Source organism: Microvirga tunisiensis (genome assembly GCF_009296175.1).
GTDB classification, from domain to species: domain Bacteria; phylum Pseudomonadota; class Alphaproteobacteria; order Rhizobiales; family Beijerinckiaceae; genus Microvirga; species Microvirga tunisiensis.
On record NZ_VOSK01000073.1, the window covers coordinates 1 to 26051 of the forward strand.

Genomic DNA, 26051 nt, shown 5'->3' on the forward strand with positions numbered 1-26051 from the left:
ATCTCGCCCGGGCGGAGTTCGCAACGCTGCGGTTGCGCCTGCTCAAGATCGCCGTGCGGGTGCAGGAAACCACCAGCCGCATCCGACTGGCCTTTGCCTCGTGCTGTCCGGAAGCGGATCTCGTCCGGCGTCTTGCGAGCGCTCTGGCACCCCAGCCCCGGGCGGCCTCGCCCTGAGCGCCGGGGCTGCCATCGCCCCGGTCATCCCATCCCGTCCCTGCCAACGCGTTCCCCACGTTCCAGACCTTGCCGCGGTGAAAGAAACGCAGCGGATCGGCACGCCCGCGCTACCAAATAGGCCCCGAAACAAACTCTGGTGAATAGGAACGGCTAGACCTGGATCGGCACGAACGGGCAGGAGCTGGTCGAGATCCATGACGACGAGACCACGGCAGGGCAAGCGCCGAAGGCGGTCGCACGGGCCAAGCGGCGGCGGGGCTATCAAGATCTCTGATCGCCAAGGATTGGCCCCATTGGGCGAGTAGCCCATGGAGCATGGCTGAACAGAACACACACTCTCTCGATGCGGCGGTTGAGGAGACGATTGAACTGGCCCATCAGGTCATCGAGCAGACCCGCGCCGAAATCGCTCGTTCGCAGGCCTTGAGCCAAGCCGAAGCGGATCTCGCCCAGTCAATCGACCGTATGACCGATGACCATGACAACGGTGCGCACGAGCAACAAGGTCGGACTGATTGATACCGTCGCTTGACCCTGCTTGGGTACGAAGCAGACAGGCCGTGTCGTGCATCAGGCTCAAAAACCCAGAACCAGGCTCGGACGCTCAGCCGGACGGGGTTTCTTAATAGGCTGTTAACCATACTGCCGCGACCATGCTCTGGCTGATCCGATGGAGCGGATTGGATCAGCAATCTTCCACGGAGCAGGCGAGGTGATCCATCCGTGCCTCGCCTGCTTTGAGGAGGTGCGTGTCCAGTGCAGTCACTGTCTCGTAACCACAATCACAATCGAACTTGATCTAAGCGGAAGGCGCGGCGTTTGCCTTGTGCCTGAACGAGAGAGAACTGCGCATGACCATTCTCGATCCAATCACCGGAAACCGCGTCACCATCGACACCTCGAGCCAACCGTGCCGCTGAGGCCTCTGAGTAACAGGAGGATTGGTGATGAAACGATCCTCGGCACGCCGCGCCAGACGCTGGGTCCTGCACGAGCTGAACCGATGGCTGGATCAGTTCCCCAATCCTTCCGTTAGGGCAACTTTGTCGGCCGACGGCAACCGCAATCAAAAAACCCTGCCCGTTGCGGGGCAGGGTTGAGTTCTTCTCCTCGCCTTCGGAAGGCTCCGAAAACAGAACCAGTACGTCACGCAATAGCCCGTCTGTCAAATAAGACGAAGTATTAACGAGATGGGCTGCGTGGATTCATCCTGCAAATACCGCAGGAAAGCGTATAAACCTGAGCGGTGTTGCAGCTTTACCATATCCAGAATTCATTCTTGAGCCATACTCCACGCCTGCGACTCCTCGCATAAGGGATGAATGCTCATGAAGATGCGTCTTCTTGGTCTGCTTGCCGCGACGGCAATCACGACCGCTGGTATTTCTGCTGCTTCCGCTGCCGACCTGCCGGTCCGTACGGCTCCGCCGGTCTTCGCGCCGGTTCCGGTCTTCACCTGGACCGGCTTCTATGTCGGTGGCAACCTCGGCTGGGGCTGGCGGGACAGCAACAACGACCCGGTGTTCCTGACGGGCCCTGGCGTTCCGGGCGGTCTGGTCGGAGGCACGCTCCTCTTCGATGATAACAACGACGCCACCTTCACCGGCGGCGGCCAGATCGGCTACAACTACCAGATCGGCTCGTGGGTGATCGGTGCCGAGGCCGACATCCAGGGGATTGATACCAACAATAACGCCAATGCGGTGTTCATCCCGGGCCCGGGCTTTGCCGGAGGCCGCTTTGTGCCTGGCGAGTTCGAGAACGGTGCGGATTGGTGGGGCTCGGTGCGCCTGCGCGCTGGTGTCGCCTTCGACCGCTTCCTGGTCTACGCCACGGGTGGTCTGGCCTACACGGAAGACAACACCGGCTGGACAGTCGGCGGTGGTGTCGAGTGGGCCATGCCGGTGAATTGGTTCGGCTCCTCGGCGGTCACCCTCGGCCTCGAGGGCCTGTGGGTCAGCATCGATCAAGACGATGACAGCATTCAGCCCACCGGGACCTTTACTCCGGCTGGCGGAGTGCCGGTCGATGTGTTCCTGCCGCAGAACAATGACGAGCAGGACTTCTTCGTCGCCCGGGCCAAGCTGAACTTCAAGTTCGGCACCTACTAAGATCGCCGCATCACCAGCAGCACAAGAGGCTCAGGGAAACCTGAGCCTTTTTGTTGCTCGGACGGCAAGAAATGGGGGTTCTCCAGGGCGCTCGATTGTAGCCGCAAAGTTAGAATGTCCTGATCCTGCAAACTAGGAACGTCACACTTCTCGCCTCTGAAGGATGCGGAAAACGGGGATGTGACTGTTTGCGCGAAGCTGGGAAACATCAGGTACCGGGGGCAGGCGATTGGAAGATTGGATCTGCTCGGGGTAGACTACGGCCACGAAATTGTTGTTCAGTTCGGCCAGAACTCTTCCCAGCAAGCGGCGGCATAAGCCCCCCACGCTTCCTCATGCTCTCTCTATAAGGGATCAGCGCAAGATCTGCTCCTGATTGAGCGCTAACGGAGTACGTAGCGTTAACATGCACTCCCACGCAGGCGGATCGAGCTACCCAACGGCCAAATACGCCTTGGTTCAGGTGTCTGAGACGCCGTACAGCGCCGTGGACACGTTGACAGGAAGGGTGTGGCGGTCCGGCAGATCCGCCACAGCGAGTGTCTCCGCTTCGCGGTCAAGATTAGAAAACAACAACGTTTTACCCGATGCACGTCGAGGTGATGTTGCACAACTGACAGAGTCAGGCTTCAACCCTCGCTCGAAAAGTTGTCAATCCGTTCTGACTTAGCGCTCAATCAGGAACGGATCTTGCGCTGGCTCCAGTAGGAGAGGGGAGGGCAGGTAAGGAGCGAGAAGCCGACCTTCACACGGCCAAGCTGAAGGGCAGTCCATGACCGAGGCCGTGTCAAAACTCGAACAGGCTCGGCCTTGCCGAACGATTTGTACAAGTTCACGCTCCTGTACCGGGGATTTCCCGGTCTATCGAGGCTTGCAGGAAATTAAATTGCTTCACGGAGCGGCCCGATCGCGTTTTGACACAGGCTCGACCCGTTCCGGACCTTCGCTGGCTCACGCTCGCGGACGTTCAAGTGCTGTCGCCCAGCAGTGGTGGCCGCTGGCCATTCGGAGTATCTTCGGCAGCACTCCAAGGGAATGATCCCATATCTGCCCAGGAGGTGGATATGACGTGGCTCTTCGTCATTGCTCTGACGCTGGCTTCCGGTTTTGGCGGTTTCTCCCATGTCCGAGCGGCCGACGCGGGTAAGGAAAGATCAATCGATGAACTGGCTTTGATCGCGGAGATCCCTCGCGATGGCGATTTCATGGCCTACGGCTTCGATGCTCTTTGGATGATGACAGGTCCGGTCATCGTGCGCGTAGACGGAAAGACGAACGCGGTCGCCGACATTCCTATTCCGGACACGACGGGACGGGTACGGGGCCTAGCGGTCGGGGAAGGTGCCGTTTGGATCCCGGATGCGGTGTCGGAGCAGATCTTCAAGTTCGACCCGGTTGAGAAGAAGGTTGCTCTTGTCATCCCGGCCAGCTTCAGTGGCACCGAGGGAAGCATCGGGGTTGGAGCGGGGTCGGTCTGGGTCACGACACGGGGCAATGTACTCTCGCGTTTCAGCACGGCGACCGGAGCACTGGAAGCGTCTATTCCTCTGCCTGTTGGAGCGGGAGCGCCCGCAGCGATCTTCGACAGCGGATTCGTCTGGGTGACGGGATTTGCGCGCGACGAACTCTACAAGATCGATCCCCGCACGAACGCGCTTGTCCAGACGATCGCCCTTCGCCCTTCCCCCCGCTTCCTGACGGCGAGCGAGGGGTCCGTTTGGGTGTTGAACCAAGGTGACGGCAGCGTGCAACGTGTCGATCCGACGTCGGGCGAGGTGCTGGCCTCCATCGAAACAGGCCACCCTGGAAGGGGTGGAGATATCACGGCAGGTGGTGGTTATATCTGGGTGACGCTAAGGGATGTTCCGCTCGTCCAAGTTGACCCCAAAGCCAACGCAGTCGTGGCCCTCTTCAACGGGATAGGATGGGGAGACGCGATTCGGTTCGGGAGTGGATCGCTTTGGATATCCGGGCATTCGATCCGTCGGCTCACGCCGCCGCATTGATCCGGGGCTTTGAAGAGATGCTAAAAGGCCATAGCGGCCTTCCAGGCCATTGATCCTGTTGATCTCCTCTTCCGTCACCGCGCTGTCGGAGCCGGTGCTGCGCCCGAGCAGGCGGAAGACCAATTGGGTTGAGGCGTCGAGCAACCAGACCACGGGAGCGGCCACCTTGGACACCAGCGCCATCGTCGGAGCCACGGCGCAGGCGATGCCTTCCGTGTTGCTGAGGGCCAGGTTCTTGGGCACGAGCTCGCCGATGACCACGGACAGGTAGGTGATGATAGCGACCACAAGGCCATAGCCGAGCGGCTCGGCCACGCCTTCCGAGAGGCCAGAACTGATCAGGATGTCGGCCAGACGGTCGCCGAGGGCCGCGCCCGAATACGCACCAGCCAGGATGCCGACGAGCGTGATGCCGATCTGAACCGTGGACAGGAAGCGGCCGGGATCCCCTCGGCTAGGGCCAGGGCGGTAGCGGCGCCCGCCCGACCCGCTTCCGCCATGGTCTTCGGGCGGGCTTTCCGGGACGAGACGATGGCGAGCTCGGACAGGGAAACAGCCCGTTGAGCGCGATCAGGAAGGCGACGATGGCCAGTTCAAACACGAAGCGTTCCGGTGCGCGAGGCACCGCTCCAGGATTGTTGGAAGGTAAGTGACGGGACTCTGGTTGGGGTCCGTCAGCCGATCAGAACCCATGGCTGGTCGATGAAGGCGGATGCCGGCGAGGAGCGCCGAGGACACCGCCGCCAGGATCAGGACGCTGCCGATGGTGCCGAGCCAGCCGACGAGGGTGGCCAAGCCATCCCGCTCCAGGATGCCGAGCGCGAAGGCCGCGAGGGCCCAAGCGGGCGGAATGTTGCCGAACGGGATCGGCAGGAGGAGGATGACGGCCAACAGCAGGCAGGCGGCGCCGGCGATCCGTTCGTTGACGGGATGGAGCAGCAGCGAAAGCCGGGGCCGCAGACCGCGCTCTGCTCGCAGCAGGATGGGGCTGAGCTTGGTCGTCAGGCGGACGAAGAAGTCACGGGAGATCGACTGCCGACGGATGAAGTGGGGCATCCACAGGGCAGGGCGCCCCAGCATCAACTGGGCGGTCACGAACAGGAGCGGCGCTCCCAGAACCACCGACACGCCGGGCGGCAGCGGCAGCATGTTGGGGGCGGCGAACACGAGCATCAGGGCGCCGAAGGCCCGGTCGCCGAAGGCATCCAGCACGTCGCCAAGGCTGATGGCCGCGGCGGGTCGGCTCGCGAGCTCGTTCAGGATCCCGGAAAATCGTCGTCGGGGTTCAGCGTCCGCCTCGGGAGAGACGGCCGCAAGGGTACTCGAAGGGTCGGGCATGATCTCGTCTGGATGAGGCTCGCATATGAGGACGTCAGGTCGTCCTGTCAAACCTCGCTCGTAGTCGGGCTATTGCCGCTATGGCAGGCTGGACTCTTCGGCACCGTTGGGATCTGTCCCTGATAGAGGTTCACCCGATCCGGCAGGTGGCCCCTGACGAAACCTGAAACGAGGCGGCGACGAACACGGACGTCCGGTGCTCACTCTCCACGATTGCCCAGTTCCTTCTCATGGGAGGGGAGATCTCGGGTGGAGCGGCACGCGGATGCTCTGCCATGGCGGTCTGAATCTTCTGCTTCGTGGTCAAGTGGCTTAACGAAGCCGCCTTGAAGTGGCGTAAGGAGCTGGCCGCACGGTCAAGGGCATAATCTTAGCCGTATGACGGATGTCCTTCCGGCCAACCCGACCGAGAGCGGTTCCAGTCCGTGCGCCCGTAGAATTCGCGACCGGTAGCTTGGTTCCTAGCAACCCCGTGTGTTGCAGGGCACGGACTCCATCTGCCATCGGCTGTAGCATGATCATAAGAAGCAAACGGCTCAGCGTTCAAGCCGGGAAGTCGGCACTCCAAATGAGACCGAATTGCAATGGTCTCTATCGGAGGCCATACCTGTGAGGCCAGTCATGAATCGATCTGATCAGGGCTCGCCGTGGGCCAACATCACGGCCGTAATCGCCGTCACCTGCACGATCGGTGCCCTGTACCTGCCGCTTGTCGTCCGATGAGACATGTGGTAGTTCGCCGACGATCGCCACGGTGAATAGATGTCTCTCCTTCACCGGGACCATGATGGCTCCGTGCTCTTCGATGGCGCAGTCGCACACCAAGGGCACTTCAGGGACAGAGATAGCCTCCGACGCCATCGGAGGCACACCTCGCACCGTTCGGAAGGATGATCCCGCCCATCCCGTCCGATGACACCATAGCCCCGTTGGGTAACCTGAAACCGCCCCCCGGCTCTGCGGTGGCGGTCGTGCCGTCGGGGAGCCTGTACATGCCTGCACCGATGTTGGTGACGCGCCTCGTGTACGGAGTCGCTGTCGCGGCGGAAGCGGCAGGCGCAGCAGATTGCATGGCACCCAGGCTGGCGGGCGGCACAGGCGTGGCCTGTTGATTACCTGACGATACGCACGCCGACAACGCACCGGACACCAACAGGATCGACAGCAGGCGCATCAGACTCCTCCGGAAGGGACGGTTGCTGTTGGGTGAATCTGATTACCGCCGGGACCGCGACGGCTCCAGGGCGAAAGCGGGTTACGCCGACCAGGGAGTTGGCGCGTAGCTGCTCCTTCCCGTGGTCACGTGCTTGACCTCGCAAGTCGCCACGAGTTGGTCGCGTCGGGTGGCCGGAGCAAGGCAGCGCCATTGTACAAGGAGGGCGGCCGGGCGTCCTCACCGCGGTGAAGCATGCCTTCCGATGCGGTCGAGACGCACCTCCCTGCCACGCAGCATATCGGCACGAGGATTGGAGCCTCAGTTTTCACCAAGAGGTAGGAACCCGGCCGCTACCGCGTAATAATGCGCAGCCGACGCCATCCCGAATTGTTCGCTCCCGCGCGTGCGAGGTAATATCGGAGATACCTGACTGGTCTCGGACAGCGCTCATCGGATCGCAGGGACGTCCTGGGACTCTGTCCGTATCGGAGGGTTTGCAGATTGACCTGTGCGGTGCGTTGCCGCGTCCGGTGCTGCATCACTTGGAAAGGGAGAACGCCATGAGAAACCTGAGATCGTTTATGAACGCTGCAGCGGCAGCAGCCTGGTCCCTCGTTGCCTTCGCGGCCACCGCGGCCGAGTACCCGGCACCGAAGGAGGGCACCTTCGTCGCGAAGGACGTTCGGTTCCATACTGGCGAGGTCCTGCCGGAGGTGCGCCTGCATTACAGGACGATTGGGGAACCCTCCGGCGAACCCGTCGTCGTGCTGCACGGCACCGGAGGCTCTGGCGAGAGCATGCTGACGCCCAACTTCGCGGGCGAGCTGTTCGGCGAGGGCCAGCCGCTCGACGCGAGGAAGTACTTCATCGTCCTGCCGGACGCGATCGGCCATGGCAAGTCCTCGAAGCCGTCCGACGGAATGAGGACGAAGTTTCCGCGATACAATGCCGAGGACTTGGTTGACGGCCAGTACCGGCTGCTCACCGAGGGGCTTGGCCTGAAGCACGTGCGCCTCGTCATCGGCAACTCGATGGGCGGCATGCACGCGTTCCTGTTCGGCGGGAAGTATCCCGATTACATGGATGCGCTCGTGCCCATGGCGTCCCAGCCGACCGCGATGGCGGCCCGCAACTGGATGATGCGGCGGCTGATGATCGAGACGATCCGTCAGGATCCCGCCTACAACAACGGCGACTACGCCGAGCAGCCGAAGTCGATGAAGCTGGCCAACGTGCTGTATTCCACCGGCACCAACGGCGGCACGCTCTACTACCAGAAGGTCGCCCCGACACGCGACCAGGCTGACAAGATGGTCGATACCATGCTGGCGGCGCCGTTCACCGCCGATGCCAACAACTTCATCTATGCCTGGGAATCCTCGGCCAGCTACGACCCGACGCCCCTGCTGGAGCGCATCACGGCGCCGCTGCTCCTCATCAACTCCGCCGATGACGAGCGTAACCCGCCTGAGACGGGTGTCACGGAGGCGGCCATGAAGCGGATCAAGAACGGTCGCCAGTTCCTGATCCCGGCGAGCGAGGAGACGCGTGGTCACGCCACGGTGGGCATGGCGAGATTCTATGCGAAGGAGTTGCGGGAGTTCCTGCAAGCGGCGCCACGGCGGGCGGCAAGCTCCAACTGAGGCGGCCCTTGAGCTGTGATCGGCAGGTGGGTTGGGGCATGCCTGCCCACTGGATCCTGCTCCTGCCAACCGCGATCCGGCCCTGATCGTCCTTCGAACTGCTGATCAGGGCATCGGCCCTGGCCTTGAGCTTCGCCTTGAGGCCTTGCTCGACGCTTGGCTCGGCAACGGACGGTTTCCGTATCAGCGTCTCTTCTTCCCAACGCTCCAGGAACGGAGGAGCAATTCCGATCACGACCGTCAGGGCGGCGAGTACAATGAAAGCCCAGAACCCCCGCCCATGAAAAAGGGCCGCGCCGGTCTTGTGACCATGTGCGCGACCCTCCCGGCCCGTAGTTGCCCCCACGGGAGGGGACAGTGTGCCTACCTCCAAAGAGGTATGCAATAAGTATAAATCCCTAAAACAAGGCCAAGCGGTGTCAAAGTACCGCACACTGGCTTGACATAGATCAGTGACATGAGGATCTGATCTAAATAGATGGCCGTCAATCGGATCCCAATTTTTGCCCTTACGGGTCCGCACCTTAAAGCGCCCTCCTCGGAGCGGCGCTTTTTCTTTGCCGGTGCCTTCTTCTACTTACATTCCATACGGTGTGTTATGCGAAATTCACGATCTCTTTCACGCGAGTCGATGTTCTTCGCCCGTTCGGGCTAATGTTCTCGATCATTGGAATTACAGCTTAGGACAGATACCCTGTTTGTTCTGCTGTCCCGAAATTGTGCAGCCCGTCCCATAAATGAGTTTATCGGAAATTCGCGGACTGTTTTCCCCGCGTACGCGGGGTGTCAGAATTGAACGGCTACGTTTAACCTATGTAGGAGCCACGAGGATCAACTTTAGATTTGAGGAGGGCTCCTTCCCCGGACCCATTCTTTGCCCCTACGGATCCGGCTCCTTGAAGCGCTCCCTCTCAGGTCGAGCGCTTCTTTTTTGGCTAGGGACCGATCTTGGACTAGCTATCGCCATTGCTTTCCAAAAAGGGGATTCTGCGAAAACTGGCCTCTCGCGCGACAGGAACTCGGATCGGGAGTAGGATCACCACAGACGAGCCCGACAACCGGCAGATCATCACATGCCCCACCATGAGCCGTGGCAACTCGAAGGCACCGCCGCAGAACTGTACGAGCGGTATCTCGTCCCGGCGATCACCGCCCTCTGGGCCGCTGATCTGGTCGAGCGGGTCGCTCCTACGCCCGTATGCTGCGCGAGGAGGGAAAGCTCATGAGAAGGCGGGAATTCATTGGGTTTGCCAGTGGCGCGCTGGCTTTGGCCGCTCCATGGCGCGCGGCTGGACAGGCGGCATCTCGCACTTATCGGATCGGGTTCCTCTCCCCCGGCGAGCTTGCGCCAGTCAATCCGGTGTTCGACGAACTGCGCCGGCACGGGTTCGTCGAAGGTCGAAATCTCACCATCGATCGGCGTGACCGGAATGCCGGATACCAGCAGCTTGCGGCCGCCGCCCTGGAGCTGGTCCGAACCAGCCCCGACGCCATCGTTACCGCCGGTCCCGAGGCAGCCCGTGCAGCCCAAGCAGCGACAACGAGCGTCCCGATTGTTGCCATCACCGACGACATGGTCGGTGAAGGCCTGGCCCGCTCCCTGGCGCAACCGGGAGGCAATACGACGGGCATCAGCCTGCTCGCATCGGACCTCGACGGCAAACGTCAGGAGCTGCTGATCGAATCCACTTCAGGCGCGCCTCGAATCTCGGTGCTGGCCGATACACGGACCACGGGTCCTCAACGGCTTCAAGCCCTCGCCGAAGCCGCGCGAAGCCGGGGCGTCATCCTTCTGGTCCACCGCGTCGAAAAGGGCGACGAGATTGGACCCGCGATCGACATGGCGAAAGCCGAGGCCGCTGCCGCGCTCAACGTCCTCGCCTCTCCGCTGCTGCACGCCTACCGCCACGTCATCATCCGGAAGACCGCCGCACTGCACATCCCCGACATTTACCAGTGGCCGGAGACTGCGCACGAGGGTGGATTGCTGGGATATGGACCGCGTCTCGACGACATCATGGGGCAACTGGGACGCCAGATCGCCGAAATACTGGGCGGAGCCAGTCCAGCCAATCACCCGATTTATCAGCCGATGAAACTTGCGCTGGCCATTAACCTGAAGACGGCAAAGGAGATCGGCCTCACTATCGCGTCATCGCTGGTTGTTAGCGCCGACGATGTGATCGAGTGAGACGGCGTGAGTTCATTGGGGGAGTTGTCGCAGCGACCGAATTTCCGGCTGCTTATACCAGGGGCGCTGGCATCTGACTCTCTGGGCGATTCCCCTCGCTCGTGAAGCGTGATTTCTTGGGCGAAGGAGGTCGACGTACCCGGTTTCGCTCAAGCCCTTGCGGTAGCACGCATACGGTCCCCATCTGCGTCAGGCGAACCGCTGTCGAGCATCCCAATCACCGGCGGTGGTGCCTGCTGCCCTCGGGCAGCCAACGGCCACGCCACGGGCCCCCGAGCATCCTGATGAACTGCCGCCGCCTCATGCGATTACCTCGGATCGGAGTGGCCCAAGACCAATTCTGTTCCAATACCTATGTACATTGAAGTGAACCGTTCCATAAACGGCCTTCTGCGAAATTGACATGAACCCGAAGCCAGGAAGGTCGGCTCCTGCCACTGCCCGGACCAAAGAGCTTGGTCCGCGAATTACGCAGCCTTGCGCGTCAGGATTTGATCAACCCAGGCCCCGGCTTCGTCAGGCGTCTTGAACAGCGGTGCGTCCCGAGTGCTGCACTTGCCGAACCCAGCTTCCAGGCGCCACAGCCCCTTATGCTCAGGATTATGGTGCGTCCCGTCGAGACGGACGATCACGGCGGCAAGCTGGTGATCTGCGAGGACAAGGTTGCCGTCCGTGTCATGGCCGTCGATGAGCACGCGCATGGGCAGAAATGAGATGTCGAGGGGCATAGCCTTCGCCTTCCACGTTGGGGCGGAAGGTCAGCTGCGAAATGGCCGGACACCCAGGGGAAACAAGACAGCCTTCATAGCATTCCCCCCCCCCCGCAGTCCTTCAACTAGGATTAGCTCGGACCATAACCTAGGTTAGCCTAGGCTGTGGCATAGAGGCCACGGGCTCATGCCGCTATCCTGATCGGGTTAGCTTGGATCACTTACGTTAATCACAGACATTAACATAGCTGCAAGACTGCGTATCGTTCGTATGGCATTATTGATTTACTGTTGGCATTCGATCTCAGGCGCTGATGGCTGAGAGATTTACATGCTCCCGCCTGCAAGGCAGAGAGCGTGATCTTGGCCACAGCATTTCACCCCAAGTACAACCCGATGATCCGCAAGCTGGAGAGCATCTTCACGCTCTCGGAGGACGAGCGACACGCTCTCCAGACGCTGCCGATGCAAGTTGTGGCCATCAAGACCGACCAAGCCATTGCGCGCGAAGGCGACAGCCCCTCCCGGGCCTGCCTGATCCTCAGCGGCTTTGCCGCCACCTACAAGATGACTGGAAGCGGCAAGCGCCAGATTGTCTCCTTCAACCTGCCAGGCGACATTCCCGACCTGCAAAGCCTGCACCTGAAGGTCATCGACAACAGTATCAGCACCATCAGTCCGTGCAGCGTCGGGTTCATCACCCATGACGACCTGCGCAATATCTGCGAGCGTTATCCCCGCATCACCGCCGCCTTCTGGCGCGAGACCCTCATTGACGGGGCCATCTTCCGGGAGTGGGTGCTCAATGTCGGACGCCGCGAGGCCTACACGCGCATGGCTCACGTCTTGTGCGAGTTGCTGACGCGCCTGCGGGCAGTTGGCCTTGTGGAGGATCATGCCTGTGATCTGCCGATCACCCAGGGCGAGTTTGGCGTCTCGACGGTTCACGTCAACCGGGTGCTTCAGCAACTACGGGCCGATGGCCTGATTGAGCTGACCGGCGACCGGCTGAAGATCCGGTGGAGAGACGTCCCTCGCGGGACGATGGATGAGGTGAGTTCGCGTGGGCACTTGTGTCGATCGCGTTTTGCGCGATCAGAACGCGCAACAGATTGGACTGCCTCATTCTTCTGATCCCATACTGGGAGAGCTACAGAGCTGATCCCGAAGAGAAGCAAGGACCCGCGAGTGACATCAGACATCGGAGCGGTAAAACAGCCCGAAAGCGCTTGACCTCAAACCGCCGAATAGAGAAGTGCCGCCATCCTCGTAGCCGTTCTCGCCTGCTTCACGAATACAAGCTCCAGAGCTGCCGAGTGTGACGATCTGATTGCGCGGCACATGATCGGTCAAGCCATGCTCGCGGCCCAATTCGTTGCTGTTGCGGAGAAGGTGGGGATGACCCCTGCCCAGATCAACGGCATCCTCAACACGGTCACCGGGAGTTCGGCTATTGAGGAATTCTGGATCACGGATTCGGCCGGTCACGCGTATCTGACAAACACCGGCATCGACTTCACATTCAGCCCTGATCCGGCCAAGCAACCGCAAGCCTCAGTCTTTTGGGCGCTGCTCGATGGACGGGACAAGATTGTCGTTCAGGAGATACGGAAGCGCGAGCTTGATGACCGCGTATTCAAGTACGTCGGCGTCGCGGGCGTGGACAAGCCTCGGATCGTTCAGGTCGGCGTCAGCGAGAAGAACCTGCTCTGCAAGTGAGACGCATAGAAGAACGGCATGGACTGAAAGCGGGCCGCCTTCGAGGCCATCAACCACCACATGGGTAACGCCACCGTTGTAACGGCGATCAGCATGGAACGGCGAGGATGAGGCCCAGCGCATCAGGGCCGCGCCAACGTCTTGCCACTGGTTTGGGTCGTCCACGGCAAAGGCCACCTCGGCTTGAACTCGACCGGCTCGCCGCTTATTGATCCGGCTTGGGTGATCTTGAAATTCGCAGCCAGTCAACCCAGGTCGGCGGGATGAAGCATGTGGACATGCGCAAGCTGCCCGCAGAAGCGCACGAAGAGCGTCGGCGGCAGGTGATTGGACTGCGCGAGAGCGGCCTGACTTACGAGGCCATTGCCGTGCAGGTCGGCCTGACCCGGACCGGCGTGTTCAATATCTGCCGCCGCGTCGCCGAACAGGGCCGGGCGGGGTTGGCGAGCCAGCCGCGCGGCCCGGCCGCCGGTACGGGACGGTTTCGCGCGCCCGAGCAAGAAGCGCAGGTCCGCGCTCTGATGGGCCAGCACACGCCCGACGAACTCGGTCTGCCCTTTGCCCTGTGGAGCCGGGCGGCAGTGCGGGAGCTGATCGAGCAGTCCTGTGGGGTCCGGCTGGCGGTGCGCACCATCGGTACGTATCTGGCGCGCTGGGGCTTCACGGCCCAGAAGCCGCTCCGACGCGCCTCCGAGCAGTCGCCGAAGGCGGTGCGGCGCTGGCGGCGGCAGGACTACCCGGCCATCGTGGCGCAAGCCAGAGGGGAGAAAGGCACGATCTTCTGGGGCGATGAGACCGGCCTGCGCTCTGACGACGTGCGCGGCCGCAGCTTTGCCCCCAAGGGCCGCACACCTGTGGTGCGCCCCAGCCACAAGCGCACGAGGCTGGGCTTGATCTCGGCTGTGACCAACAAGGGCGAGCTGCGCTGGATGGTGCTCGACGGCGCGCTCAAGGCTCCGGGCCTGATCCGCTTTCTCGCGCGGCTGATCCAGGATGCCCGCGGCAAGGTGTTCCTGATCTGGGACAACCTGCCGGTCCATCGGGCCCAGGCGGTACGGGGCTGGTTGGCCGAGCGCCAAGAGCAGATCGAGGTTTTCCACCTGCCCTCCTACAGTCCGGAGTTGAACCCGGACGAGGGTCTGAACGCCGACCTGAAGCAAGCTGTGACCCGCAAGCCGCCCGCCCGCAGCAAACACGAACTCAAGCGTACCGTGATCAGCCACATGCGCCGACTGACAAAGCTCCCCGAACGGATCCGAAGCTACTTCAGGCATCAGCCATTCCGCTATGCCGCGTAGTTCAAGATCACCCAAGCCGGATCAATAATACTATTTAATCGTTGAGGAGCCCCACTCTCGAATCATAGTGGCAGATTGAGAAACGAACTTCAGTGCGAATACTACGTCACTGCGAATCGGGTGGGTAACTTCGAATCGCCTGGAACCTGACTTTTACATGCGAATTGACTCGGCCATTTCGGCTAAATGATTCTAGCTAAAGAAGTTTCCCACCGCTGAATCGATCTATTGTGAATGGATTCTTGACGCGCGACTCCACAGCCAACTCAGAATCGGGCATCACTCGTGACGGCACGAGTGTAACGGGTGGATGCCATGCCTGATGCAAAGCACACCGAACGCGTTCAGCGCTTCCGCAAGTCTCGCCGGGAACGGGGAGATCGGGAGATGAACGTTTGGGTGCCTGCTCCTCTTGGAGCCGCAATCGACCATGCTGTCGAAAGTGGTCGCTTCAAGAACCGACAGGAAGCCATCACTCATGCCCTCGAGGCCACATTTGCCCAAAAGGAGCGAAATGTCGTGACGTAAACCAGGCAAAGCAAAAGGCCCACGAAGCTGGAAACTTCGAGGGCCTTTGGAGACCACCGCGAGGGTGGGCATTCGGAAAGTTGTTGCAAACTCCTTATGCCATCCCGACAAGCTGACTGTCAAGAGCATCGGTTTCGGTGAACGCTCCCGCTTTGCCCTCAACATGGAGGGTACGATGCAGCTTGCATCGTCAGGAGGCCGGCGGCTGAGACATGCTGCTCTGGTCGCGAGAGAACTTGCGCTCGAAACCGGGCGCACGGTAACGCGAAAAGAACTATCTGCGGCAGCCCGGGACGCTGCCAAGGCCCTGGAATTGCGCAACGGACCCCGGTCGGTTCTGTCTGAGCTCGTGGCCTGCTGGGGCGAGCAGGAATGGGAGCGGCTGCTGGTCTGGCCGTCCAACGATTATCTGGTCAGTCGCACAGGGCTGTCAGAGCGCGGCATCCGTAAGGCATTTCGGGTCCTCATTGACCAGCAACTGATCGTCCCAAAGGAATCTCCCAATGGGAAGCGCTACGCTGTCAAGGACTTAGCCGGCGAGATCGTTGACGCCTTTGGCTTCGACCTGACGCCTGTCTACGCGAGGCGAGGAGAGTGGGCCGAGCGTCTGATCGAGCAGAAACAGGCCCGGGAGGCCCGCAAGCGCACCTTCGACGAGATCACGATTGCCAGACGAGCCACCCAGGAAGCGCTCGGGAGCCTGTCGCGGGAGTACCCTGATCTGGATCGCTCCGACCTTGAGGATCGGCTTAGAGGGCTGCTGGCCCGAACCCCTCTGCGCAGCACAAAGGCCATGCCGATCGATATTCTGGATGAGTGGAAATCCTTGAGGAGTGCGTGCGAGGAAACTTATTATAAGGCAGGCTATGCCGGAACTCAGTGCCGCCACACTAATAACAACAACAAATCTCCTAGTGAGCCTTGTAACAAAGGCTTTCCGAAGAAAGCTGAGGCGGTTCGTTCAACCGAACAAACGCCGGAGCACCTATCACCGGAATTGATCCTTGAGGCCTGCCCCACCCTCAGCGACTACGGGCAGCCCGTGCGGGATCTGGCTGACATCGTCTCAGCCGGCCGCTACCTCAGGGCCTCGCTCGGGGCCCATGAGAGCGCTTGGGCTGAGGCCGTGGAGGACATCGGCACCGTCAGGGCGGCGATCGCCGTGATCTACACGCTGCAGCTCTACGAGGACGATGTGGCCAGGAACGGCGGGGAGAGCCGGATCAAGAACCCGGGCGGCTACTTCCGCGCGCTGACCCGCATGGTGAAAGTCGGCAAGATCGACCTCGCCGTCGAGCTCCTGGCCATGCGGAGGCGAAGGATGTCGTAGGATCGCGAACTATCCGCTAGCGTTGCGTCTCATGTACGACGAGGCCGATCCAGATTCCAGAGGAACGCAGATGTCGACTTGCGAAGTCTCGTGAAACCAGCAGAGGAGGGAAGGGCTTTGATCTCGCCTCTAGCGATGGCACTTCTTCGCCAAGCCACGGACTTGACCACGTGGGCATTGAGAACCGGCCCGGTTTCTTAAGGCTCCGGAAACGAGCGCACGCGATGCGATTGATCACGGCCGTGAATCGGCCGGCCTGTGAAAGATTCCGGCTTTTCATTAGACCGCGAGTCCGCGGATCACGACACTTGGGCTCATGTCGGAAAAGCTCAATCTCCTCGTCTTGGAACGCTGTGATCCATCGCGGAACCTCTCGCGCTTTTACGTCCTGCGTATCGAGCCATCCCTCTTCGGGATCCCAACGCTGGTGCGTGAATGGGGGCGGATCGGTCGACGTGGTCGCCAGCGGATCGAATTTCATTCCACGGAAGACAGTGCGACCGAAGCTCTGGAAACGTGGCTCCGCCGCAAACAGCGCCGCGGCTACCGGGTCCGGGATCCGTGAAACAGCGGTTGAACTTTCGAAGACCCCCGTGAGCTGGATGGCAGGGGCTCTCGTAAACCCCAGCCGGACGCTTTAAGCGTCATGCTCGCGAGCTCGGACTTCAGCCTGTGCAATTCCCAGTCGCTGAGTTCGATCGGTGCCAAGCACTCAAGGCTTCGGGGCAAATCCTTATCGGCGTTGAATGTTGGCTGAGCTCCAGCTTTAGTGGCAACCGGTACTAGTTTGTGCGCCAGAGCCTGCAATCCAGGCGATCCTTGCGCATCGATCCGCGCCAGGAGCGATTTGACCCGTTTACGATCAGCCAGGCCGGCGCACAGCAGCATGAAGCCTTCGCCCGCAAGGTCTTTGCTGATCAGATCCCGTACAGCCACCGGAAGGACGATATTGGAGGACTTTGTGGTGGCAGAACGAGCAGGCGTTGGTTGGTCCCTGATTGCCAATGAGGAAGAACGCCCTGTTTGAGCCCTCGCCTGTGATGGTGTTGACAGGAGAGGAGATGTCAGTTTCTCCATAAGGTCATTGAATTCCTTCGCAACGGGAGCCTCTGGATTCGGTCGAATTTCGAATGACGACGGCAACGCGCTTGGAAAAGCAAGCTCTACGGCCGATGCCAGTTCAGACGAACTTGCCGCGACGGCAGGCGAGATCATCACGACGGCATTCCCGTTCATCCGGAACGCCAGGAGTAGGGCGGCCCAGGCGCTGGACACCCGGGTCACTTCGATGGCGGTGGGAATACGGCAGGCTACAAGGGTGCGTGCCTCGCGGATCGAGAGGGCATAGGCCGGACGCAGATGGGCGCATGCGTCGCCCCGGATTGTTGTCTCGCCACCATTCCTGTATTTCAGAATCAGCTCCCTGGGTTCAGAGTTCATCACCACCTGTGCGATGGTGCCCTCGCGCAGCCGGGGCGGCACCTCGCCATAATCAGTTTTGCTGATGACGACCGGCTCTCCCACCGCAAACGACATCGATGGCCCCAAGCCACTTGCGAACTGTTCTCCCGTATCCCCTCGTATCGCCGCCTCGTGCAGCGCGTCATTCACCGTCCGGCGCAGGCGGGGATCGTCGATCACAAGGACAGCATCGGATCTCGGTACCGTCCGTTCGAATTCGGCGGTGGGTGGCTCCCTCCGGAAGCGCAGGAGGCCTGCATCCTCCATTATCTTTACCGCCGGGGCGACAAAGCCGGCCCTCAACAGCTCCTCCGCCCGCCGCAAGTGGGTTACGCTGCCCGTTACAAGGAGTTGTGCTTGCTCTTCTCGGTCGGTTGCGGTTAACCGTGTAGCGATCTCCACCGCGAGCCGATGATCCACAACACCATCGGCATGGCCCTCATCAACTCCCAGTAGAAGTCCAACCCCGCGCCGATCCACCTCAAGGAGAATCCGCGCCAAGTCGATGTCGCTGACCATTTCGGCCCGCGGCAGCACCACCAGTTAGGCCAGCTTCCATTCCTCAGGAGGGCCTTTCAACTTTTGGACGGGTGTGGGTTTGCCCTCCGTCAAACCCGTGACGGGGATCCACCGGTCTCCATCGATGTGAGAGAGACTTTCTCCAATCAGCACGACGTCTGTACCTTCGGTGCCCTCATTGTCCATGTTGGAGCGATCTACACCCCATTTCTTCAGGGCATCCTGGATTGCGTTAATCACCTCCTGCGAGGTGCTGCCTCGGACCGCCTGCAGCCTTTCGCTTTGGTTTTTCACGCAACGATCCACGACCGCTATGGCGTCGGTCAGCAATCGGTGGATCTCCCGCGTGGTGATCCGGTCGGCCTTGGCGCCCTGCCGCGAAGGCACGCACTCGACGATCTCTGGATGAGCGAGGATGGCGTTGATGCGATCACGCCTGGTGGCAGGATCGTCGATGCAACGTTCTAAGAAGGCCCGAAGATCCTCAAGGAGAAGGGTGGATCGGCCGCGCATCAGCACCGTAACGAGCTCGAGCCCGTCGTTGAGCGCGAAAGCACGGTTCTGCTTGTGGAGATCACGTAGGTATTTGTCTACCGCCCCCGGTTCCGTTGACCACATCAACGCGGGCCAGTGGTCTTGGGGCACAGCCGCAATCGGCTGAACCCGAAGTTCCGATCCAATCTCGAGAAAATAGCGGTTCTGGACCGACCAGGCGAGGTCGGGCCATGAGACGCCTTCTGCCACATAGTAAGGCCGCTTCACCGACGCACGTTCGCGGATCGTGTCAGACATGGTCCGTACCCGGGCGAACAGCTCCCGCAGCTTTGTCGTCGCGAAGCCGTCAGGTGTGAGCTCGCGCAGCGGCAGGATAACGTGGGCGTGACGATTGGGCGATAAGGCTGTGCGCTTGCGCAGTCGCGGCTCGTGGATCGCTACATAGGCGGCGAGACGGTACTCTCCGCGGATCTCGGCTACGATCCGATCCACGATCTCGATAGCCTCGTCGAGTGACACCTCGCGATCAGGAGGCAGAGCGATGATGAGCGACCAGGCTGGCTGAGGAAGACGTTGCCTATCGTCCCAGGTTCGGACCCGCTCGGCTGCCTCCATGGCGTTGGCGAGGGCGGCGGGCCCGGCCAATCGGGCGGGCGCTTCCTCTGGGAGCCAAACATCCTCGTAGACGACGTCACCGGTCAGCCGCCGGTAATCGTGCCGGATGCCGGTTCGTTGGGCGCGAACGGTCGTGCGACCGAGATAGGCGATGATTGCACACGGTCCGGATGTTTCGGTCAGCCGCACGATGCGAGCCGCAATGTAAGGAATCGCCATAAGTTTTCGAGGTTGAGCGTTATTCAAAAACCCAGGTTGACCGGGCAGTTTGCATATTGAGCCTCAGGGATTCGAGCGAATAGCACAAGCGATTAATTTGCTTGGTGAATCCGTCAGTTGAGACAACCTTAGGAGAGCTTTGGGCCGAATGGCCCTTACGCATTTGAGAGGAGATCAGGTTGTCCAAGAATACGCTATCGAAGCAGTTGGCGCGGTTGACTGCGCTTCAGATCAAGAGCCAGTCCAGCGACAAGCACGCCACGGACGCCGTCCGGCAGGCAAGGGAGGATCGGGAGGCGGCCGCGACCGCCCTCGATGACTGGATCGTTCAAGTGAGCCGCAACTGCGGCCTGCATCAACTCGCTCCGGAGGTGATTGCGGCCGGCCTTCACTACTTGGCCATCAACGGCCGCGATGAGGAAACTGCGGCGCGGTGGATCGCAGAATCCAAAGGGCTTGGGTCCAGGGTGGATCGTTCCTCTGTCAACGAGCAACAAAGCCCTGCTGTGCGGCGCGGCAATGGACAGCCGGAGGAGGCGATCTACGTGCAGGTGCGGGTTGGCGGCAATGTCGGCAAGCACAAGCGCGCCATGCTTGAGGAGTACGGATTGAAGTGGAATGGCCGCATGGGCCTGTGGAGGGGCAACATCGCACCAGATGAGGTTGAGGCGCTGCGGTCTGTCTTCGGTGACGCACTCATCATTCCCCAGGCTGACGTGGGCCAGACGGCTTTGCCGACCTCGGCCCAGATGGGAGAGACCGAACCTGCGCAGGATCTGCCTGAAGTCACGATGGCGCCTGGGCTTGGGGGGGTGAAGGCTGATCAAGCGGGGCTGACGGAGCACACCGCGGCACCGGATGGTATCCACCTGTCCGGGTACGCTGAGCCGAATGAAAATCACGGCGCGGTGACCACCAAGCAAACCGCGCCTGACACGATCAGGACCCTCCTGGATCCTCGCGAACGATCCACGGAGGTCATCAGCCTGAACCAGGACTTTCACCATGTGGATACGGAAGCCGGCCGAAACACCGGATCAAGACCGCAAGGTGATGGAGTAGAAAGGACTATCGAACAGGCCGGAGCGGGCACCTTCGGTCACAACGAGATGCCTGCGTCACAACCTGCCGAGCGTGCGACTGGCCGATCCTCGCAGGAGGGACTGGGAGAGGCATCGGGTCCGGCCAATGAGTCCCAAATCGCGTCGACGATCAATCAAGGCGCCCATTGGCAGGATGGACTTCCTTCGATCTACCGCAACGTGCGCGAAAGTCCCAGTCAAACACCGATCCGCGGACCACTTAGGCCCGGAGGTCCTATGCCAGGGCGTTTCGCTGGGCTCCAAAGCCCACGTGACGAGTCCAACAGTTAGATTGGGTGGAGAGAAACTCACGGAAATCCTCACGATCCCTCGCTAAGCAGGATCCGGTTGGCTGACACCATGACGAAACCGGATCCCAGCCGAAGGCGCTTGCTGGCGCGATCCTCGGCTATGCGCAGAACATCGACAATCGGTGTGCCCTCGCGCCGGCCGTCGAGCGCATTGCCCAGAAGCATGTCGGCTTGAACATCTTGCCCGAGCATTACCCGCATGGGGCCGAAGCGCTGCTGGGAGGTGGTCAAGGACGTGCTCGGCCAAGCTACAACGGACGAGATCCTGGCGCATGGGGTGAGGTCTATTGGTTCTTGGCCCATGTGCTGATCGGGCGCGAGAAGGCCATCTACAACAGCCTGGCCTCCGCATGGTGGATCGCGATCGCCACTGATGAGGGCAACCTCTGGTGTGGTCAGGCCGTGGTTCAGCGGAACCAACTTTAGTCCGGTTCAGAAATTAGCTATGACCGCTTAAACTGAACCAGAGTTTGTAAACCAACCTATTTACCATGATCCCGGGAATTCTCAGCCCTTGTCGGAGCGGGCCTACATAACCTCAGAAGGGTAGCCGACCAAGATCCCTAGTGAGCTGCGACTGACCTCTCAGTTCTCACAATGAGCACACGCCTCATACGACCGTTCATTTCGAACTCAGTCTCGTCTTCTTCAGTTAGACCAATCAATCCCTTCCCCAGTGGGGAATTTACCGTCAGGAAGCCATTCGTCAGATCATCACGCGTGGGGCTCAATATGAATGTCGCTGTCTTGTGATCGTCAAGATATCTGATGATAACTCGATCACCAACGCGGATCCCATCTGCGGAGCCGGCGAACCCTTCAGCGCTTTTAATGTATATCTCATCCTGGGTCTGAGAATGAGGCTGTGTTCTCTGCTCGGTCTCGTTTGAATTGAACGTATCACCTCTCGCATATGTTTCCGGCGCCGTGATATGAGCTGTGAAAACCCCACCACCAGTAGCACCGTCGCTCGGCTCGATCCCATGGCGCTGCAAGGTCGCGAACAGATCGTCCATGCAGCCGTCCGGGCCGAGTGTGAAACTCGACGCCCAGCAGCGCCAGAAGCGCCATCCAACCCGCTCTAAGATGCGCTGACGGCGCATATCGTCCGCCCAGCGCTCTGGACCATGATACTGATCCCCATCACACTCGACGGCCAGGCGCCGTCCGTTTGCACCCTCGACAACAAGGTCGATGCGGTAGCCCATGGCGCCAACCTGCGGAGTGACACGATATCCCCGCTCCAGAAGGCGGCGCAGCACCTCCCGCTCGAAGTCCGACTCACACATGGCCTCTAGGTCACCCGTCGGCGTAGCAGCACCGGCCATCGGGTCACGGAAATGGCGGATCACCCGCGCCTTCAAGTCCTCAGGCTTGAGCTCTTCTTCGCGAACCGAACGAACGAGCACGAGACGGTCGCGGGCGCGCGAGAGCGCCACGTTGAAGCGCTGCTCGAACTGGGCTGCCGTCTGAGCCTGCTTGCTGTTGGGATCAGCAATCATGGACAGGAAGACGATGTCGCGCTCGTTGCCCTGGAAAGTAGCACTGTCACCGCAGGCGATACGGTGGCGCATCATCAGATCTTCCCCGAGTTCATCGAGCAGCATGCGGTTAATAAGGGCAGCCTGCTTTGCTCCAATCAGCGACACCACACCGATCGTGCGCCAGCGGTCCTGGGCCTCAATACGAGCAAGAGCGGGATCCTCAACGATCTTGCGGATCTCACTGACGATGACCTCGGCCTCACGCGGGTTCTGCTTGTCCCCCTGTCGGCGCCCGTCCGGCACGTAGATGTCGACGAGTGGCGGATCGAGCCGCTCATGCGCCGTTGGCACACGCAACGGCACCAGCGGCTCAGGGTAGAACTGCATGGAGAACCGGATGATCGGCTTGACGCAGCGGAAGTGCTCCTTGAGCATGACCAGCTTATCCGGAAACATGACCTTGGCGAGGTCGTAGAGTGAGGCTCCCGGAAGCAGAAGCGTCTTGAACGGCTGCCCTTTGAGGAAACTGTGCTCAAGGCGGTCGATCTTCGCGTTCTCAATGAAGGCAGCTGTCGGGCTCACCTGCTTGTCGTCGCCAACAACGAGGATCTTCTTGCCACGAAGAAGCGCTGGGACCTCACGGATGTCCGATTGTGAGGCCTCGTCCATGATGACGAGGTCGAACGAGCCAACCTCACCAGGCAACTGCTCCGCAACGCGCCATGTCGGCATGATCCAGCACGGAATGGCGTCATAGCACTGGGCCATGGCAGTGCGGGCATCGCGGCGGTGCCGAACAGCCCCTTTTCCGGTGCCCTTGCCAGTCTTGCGCAGGGCTGTGGCGAACATCATCAGGGCGGACCGCACCGGCCCGGACATGGAGCGACCAAGCTCATAGAAGGTTCGCTCGCGAACGACCCGCTCGAAGGTCTTCCTGATTTCAGCATCAAGGCGGACCCGTTCCTCGGCCAGGCTACGCAGCCGGTTCCGGTCGTCGATCCGTGCCAGATAAGCCGAGGCTGCGGCCCAATCCCATGCCTCACACCAGTCGACGGGGATCAAGGCATCTGTTTCGCCTTCGACTGGTTCTGTGGCCAGACGCCGGCTCCAGAGAGGAGCCCCTGCTTCGCGGATCCGGCCTGTGACGGTGCGGACAAGCGCCAGATGGTTCTTATGCTGGTTCAGGTCATCGATCTGACGCCTCAAGGCACCCCAGAGGCGGGCGATGGTCTCCGCCTCGATGTCAGATCTTCCAATCGCCTCGCCCAGCAGGTCACGGGCAAGTTTTCCGATCTTGCCTGATGCGTCCGAGAAGAGCCCCTCAAGACGGGACACTTCAACGCGCGCGGCGGCGAGCTGTGCGGAGGCCGCCGCATTCCGAAGCCCCTCCTCGGCATGTTCCATCCGAGGAGGATCGCGCCAGAGATCCCGAGGCGAGGTCGCCCCAGGTATGACTTGGCCGAAGACCTCCTCGAGCGTGCGCATGGCGCCAGCCCCCTCCACGAGGACGGCATCAAGGAGGCTGACGAGTTGCTCGATCTCCCGCGCCGACCCTGCAGACGGTGCGCCAATCTCCTCGGCCAGCGCCCGCCACCGTACGCTCAATGAAGTGACTTGCTCCCGCCAGATGAGGTATTGGCGAATGTGATCCCAGTCCTCACGAGCAGCCGGCACGCGTCCTTGCACCTTGATGGCCTGCACGACCGGCCGGAGCGCCTTCTCGCGAAACGCAAAGAAGCCAAAGACCTCCTCGCCGTTGGCGAGGCGGCCGATCAACGTGGTCGCCTCAGCGGCTGCTGGCTCGAAGGTATCAGGGAGTTCCACCGGCTGGGCGAGGTAGCGCTTGCGCTCCTCGACAATCGGCTTTGCGTCCTCCGCAAACCGCAGGAGCAGATCGAGCACGCCCGCTCCTCGCTCGCCAGCGATCGCATGCTGAGCCACTGGCTCAAGCCAGGGATTCGCGTTGGCGAACGTCTGAACACGCTGGAGGGTCTCAAGGGCTGCGGCCCCTCGCAGAGCCTGCCCGATGGCACCAACTGAGCCGATGCGGATCGTCAGCGAGCTATCTCGTGCGGCTGCCTCCGCGAAGCGCTCGGACCGGACGAGGTCCCCATGCAGCCGGGCAATGACCTCCCCGTCGGGCAGATCCTCAACCGACGGGAGCACCGCATCCAGGTGCTCGAGCCGGGAACCGAGGGTCACACGTGCTGCTCGGAGAGCGGAGATTTCATCGTCTGACAGACCAGCAACCTGGGCGGACTGCTCCGGGCGATCCTCGAACCACCTGTATTGCTCTGCCGAGGAGACAATCCGTTTTGCAAGCTCTGCGGGCCGCTCGCCAGCCGCGGTCGGGGCGAGTTGCAGCAGGGCGAAGCGCTCGATCTCCCTATCGACCTCCTCAAGCCGGGTCCGGAGGCCAACCACGGAGGCTTCCAGGTCACGGATCAGGCGCGCCTGCTCGCTGGGCTTGATGCTCTCGACGACAGACTGCAGGAGGCGCACGGCCGTCTCGAGTTGCTTGAATCCTTCTCGCTCCGTCGCCGTGATGCTGATCGCGAGATCCCGGACCCCTTCGGGCAGCTGGTTGCGCAGGACTGCAAGGGCGGGCTCCCCATGGGACACGACCAGGACCCGCCGGCCCGTGGCCATGTAGTGGCAGATGATGTTGGAGATCGTGTGCGTCTTGCCCGTGCCGGGTGGTCCCTGGACGACGATGCCATCGGTGCCTTCCAAGCGCCGGACGATCTCGATCTGGTCATCATTGAAGGGCTTGGGGAAGAAGAGGTCCGTTGCCTCAGCCTGGGGCGCGGCTTCGGCTGTGCCGCCGGTGGTTTCGCCGACACGGTTTCCCAGCGGAGCCCAAATGTCGTTCGGCTGCGCGGTGGAGGGCCCCATCATGAGGGTCTGGGCCGGGCCCGGCAACGAGCCCTCCTCGGCTGCCTTCTCGACCGACTTCTTCAGGTTCTCAAGATCCGCCAGCATGAAGCTGTCGGACCGTCTCCGGGCAAACAGAACCCAACGATCTGAGACGGTCAGGTGCTCGCCGGCCGATGGCACTGGCTGGTCGGGTGCCAATGCCTGGCGATCGGGCAGATAGACGCCTTCGGCATCCAGACGGGCCTGACAGGCACGAAGGATAGGCTCGGACCCCTCGCGCCGATAAGGTGAGACACCTTCGTCCGCATCGACGGCCGCGATCGCCCGACGAGACGCGTCCAAGGCCAGGGAAGCCCCTTCGACACCGAGCTCCTCGAACGGACGCATGTTGACGCTGGCTGTGGCGGCCCGGGGGCGAACCTTGATCTCACCGCCGGCAAGGTCATCGATTTCGATTTCAACGACACGCTCAACCAGAGGCAGGTCGACCTCATTGCCATCCCTGAGCCAGCGGGAGAGCCCCATGCCCCAAACAAGTTCGAAGGACTTGTCCCCACCTCCGAGCTCGGCGAGCTGGGTGATCTCAAACAGCTTCTGATACAACGCCAGTGATCGGCGGACCGGACGTTCCGTCATCGACCAGGGTAACCATGACGGATTCAAACGGTCGTCGCAACACCCTGAAGGAGGAGGTTGCGATGAGCATTCGAAAGCGCCGGTCGGATCGGTCTGGACGAGCGCCGTTGCCGTCACCGGGTCGGCCCCCTGTGGCGGGACGT

21 protein-coding genes and 2 pseudogenes are annotated in these 26051 nt (G+C 61.3%); 16 read left to right on the top strand and 7 right to left on the bottom strand.

Translation table 11 applies throughout. The features are described from left to right. The 5 genes from FS320_RS18250 to FS320_RS47980 all read left to right on the top strand — a co-directional run. Positions 1–176, top strand: a 176-nt coding sequence (locus tag FS320_RS18250) for a transposase (protein WP_192926244.1), incomplete at its 5' end; no start/stop codon positions are given. 163 nt (positions 177–339) lie between these two features. Further along, positions 340–453, top strand: coding sequence for a hypothetical protein (locus FS320_RS18255; RefSeq protein WP_338105721.1), 114 nt, complete (start codon positions 340–342; stop codon positions 451–453). Between the two features lie 41 nt (positions 454–494). Continuing rightward, positions 495–698 (top strand): hypothetical protein, encoded by a 204-nt coding sequence (locus tag FS320_RS18260; RefSeq protein WP_152713252.1) that lies wholly within the window; start codon positions 495–497, stop codon positions 696–698. An 809-nt stretch (positions 699–1507) separates the two neighbouring features. After that, a complete protein-coding gene (locus FS320_RS18265) occupies positions 1508–2290 on the top strand; it encodes an outer membrane protein (RefSeq protein WP_152713253.1) in 783 nt (260 codons plus the stop codon). Between the two features lie 1064 nt (positions 2291–3354). Further along, positions 3355–4296, top strand: a complete 942-nt coding sequence (locus tag FS320_RS47980) for a Vgb family protein (RefSeq protein ID WP_244627210.1) — start codon at positions 3355–3357, stop codon at positions 4294–4296. 51 nt (positions 4297–4347) lie between these two features. On the opposite strand, the pseudogene FS320_RS18270 reads toward FS320_RS47980, so the two are convergent. Together FS320_RS18270 and FS320_RS18275 are read right to left on the bottom strand one after the other, a co-directional pair. After that, a pseudogene (locus tag FS320_RS18270) lies at positions 4348–4897 on the bottom strand (CNNM domain-containing protein); the annotation flags it as partial. Then, entirely contained in the window at positions 4867–5634 is a 768-nt protein-coding gene (locus tag FS320_RS18275) for an exopolysaccharide biosynthesis protein (protein WP_244627211.1), read from the bottom strand. The pseudogene FS320_RS18270 and the gene FS320_RS18275, both read right to left, overlap by 31 nt. A 1716-nt stretch (positions 5635–7350) precedes the next feature. Here FS320_RS18275 and FS320_RS18280 point away from each other — a divergent pair. The 3 genes from FS320_RS18280 (at position 7351) to FS320_RS18290 (ending at position 10624) form a co-directional block, all read left to right on the top strand. Further along, on the top strand, positions 7351–8433 hold the full coding sequence (locus FS320_RS18280) for an alpha/beta fold hydrolase (protein WP_420846747.1): 1083 nt from the start codon (positions 7351–7353) through the stop codon (positions 8431–8433). Positions 8434–9506: 1073 nt separating this feature from the next. Next, positions 9507–9659 carry a hypothetical protein gene (locus tag FS320_RS18285; protein ID WP_192926303.1) on the top strand — a complete coding sequence of 51 codons (153 nt, stop codon included), beginning with the start codon at positions 9507–9509 and terminating at the stop codon, positions 9657–9659. Then, positions 9656–10624, top strand: a complete 969-nt coding sequence (locus FS320_RS18290; protein ID WP_244627212.1) for an ABC transporter substrate-binding protein — start codon at positions 9656–9658, stop codon at positions 10622–10624. The genes FS320_RS18285 and FS320_RS18290 overlap by 4 nt, the downstream gene beginning before the upstream one ends. A gap of 467 nt (positions 10625–11091) precedes the next feature. Here FS320_RS18290 and FS320_RS18295 read toward each other — a convergent pair whose 3' ends face one another. After that, complete coding sequence (locus FS320_RS18295; protein WP_152713255.1) at positions 11092–11352, bottom strand: hypothetical protein; 261 nt, start codon at positions 11350–11352, stop codon at positions 11092–11094. A 345-nt stretch (positions 11353–11697) separates the two neighbouring features. Between FS320_RS18295 and FS320_RS18300 the strand changes: the two genes are divergently transcribed. Beyond that, positions 11698–12468 carry a Crp/Fnr family transcriptional regulator gene (locus FS320_RS18300; RefSeq protein WP_244627213.1) on the top strand — a complete coding sequence of 257 codons (771 nt, stop codon included), beginning with the start codon at positions 11698–11700 and terminating at the stop codon, positions 12466–12468. A 60-nt stretch (positions 12469–12528) separates the two neighbouring features. Here FS320_RS18300 and FS320_RS45215 read toward each other — a convergent pair whose 3' ends face one another. Continuing rightward, positions 12529–12687, bottom strand: coding sequence for a hypothetical protein (locus tag FS320_RS45215; RefSeq protein WP_153885316.1), 159 nt, complete (start codon positions 12685–12687; stop codon positions 12529–12531). 45 nt (positions 12688–12732) lie between these two features. Between FS320_RS45215 and FS320_RS18305 the strand changes: the two genes are divergently transcribed. From FS320_RS18305 to FS320_RS18325, 5 genes are all read left to right on the top strand, one after another. Continuing rightward, positions 12733–13053 carry a hypothetical protein gene (locus FS320_RS18305; protein WP_152713256.1) on the top strand — a complete coding sequence of 107 codons (321 nt, stop codon included), beginning with the start codon at positions 12733–12735 and terminating at the stop codon, positions 13051–13053. 263 nt (positions 13054–13316) lie between these two features. Next, positions 13317–14351, top strand: a complete 1035-nt coding sequence (locus FS320_RS18310) for an IS630 family transposase (RefSeq protein WP_152713267.1) — start codon at positions 13317–13319, stop codon at positions 14349–14351. Between the two features lie 315 nt (positions 14352–14666). Beyond that, positions 14667–14879: a ribbon-helix-helix domain-containing protein gene (locus FS320_RS18315; RefSeq protein WP_152713257.1), complete on the top strand. Its 213-nt coding sequence runs from the start codon at positions 14667–14669 to the stop codon at positions 14877–14879. A 175-nt stretch (positions 14880–15054) separates the two neighbouring features. Then, complete coding sequence (repC, locus tag FS320_RS18320) at positions 15055–16209, top strand: plasmid replication protein RepC (RefSeq protein WP_152713258.1); 1155 nt, start codon at positions 15055–15057, stop codon at positions 16207–16209. 316 nt (positions 16210–16525) lie between these two features. Next, complete coding sequence (locus tag FS320_RS18325; RefSeq protein WP_152713259.1) at positions 16526–16774, top strand: WGR domain-containing protein; 249 nt, start codon at positions 16526–16528, stop codon at positions 16772–16774. On the opposite strand, the gene FS320_RS18330 is transcribed toward FS320_RS18325, so the two are convergent. Together FS320_RS18330 and FS320_RS18335 are read right to left on the bottom strand one after the other, a co-directional pair. Beyond that, on the bottom strand, positions 16753–18210 hold the full coding sequence (locus FS320_RS18330) for a hypothetical protein (RefSeq protein WP_192926304.1): 1458 nt from the start codon (positions 18208–18210) through the stop codon (positions 16753–16755). The genes FS320_RS18325 and FS320_RS18330 overlap by 22 nt on opposite strands. Before the next feature lie 3 nt (positions 18211–18213). Continuing rightward, the gene (locus FS320_RS18335; RefSeq protein WP_152713261.1) at positions 18214–19518 is read right to left on the bottom strand and encodes a MobA/MobL family protein; all 1305 of its coding nucleotides are present in this window, start codon (positions 19516–19518) and stop codon (positions 18214–18216) included. Between the two features lie 179 nt (positions 19519–19697). Here FS320_RS18335 and FS320_RS18340 point away from each other — a divergent pair, with 179 nt between their 5' ends. Continuing rightward, positions 19698–20891 (top strand): hypothetical protein, encoded by a 1194-nt coding sequence (locus FS320_RS18340; protein WP_152713262.1) that lies wholly within the window; start codon positions 19698–19700, stop codon positions 20889–20891. 65 nt (positions 20892–20956) lie between these two features. Beyond that, positions 20957–21259, top strand: a pseudogene (locus FS320_RS18345) (globin domain-containing protein); the annotation flags it as partial. A gap of 215 nt (positions 21260–21474) precedes the next feature. On the opposite strand, the gene FS320_RS18350 reads toward FS320_RS18345, so the two are convergent. After that, complete coding sequence (locus FS320_RS18350; protein ID WP_244627214.1) at positions 21475–25908, bottom strand: AAA domain-containing protein; 4434 nt, start codon at positions 25906–25908, stop codon at positions 21475–21477. Positions 25909–26051: the final 143 nt, after the last annotated feature.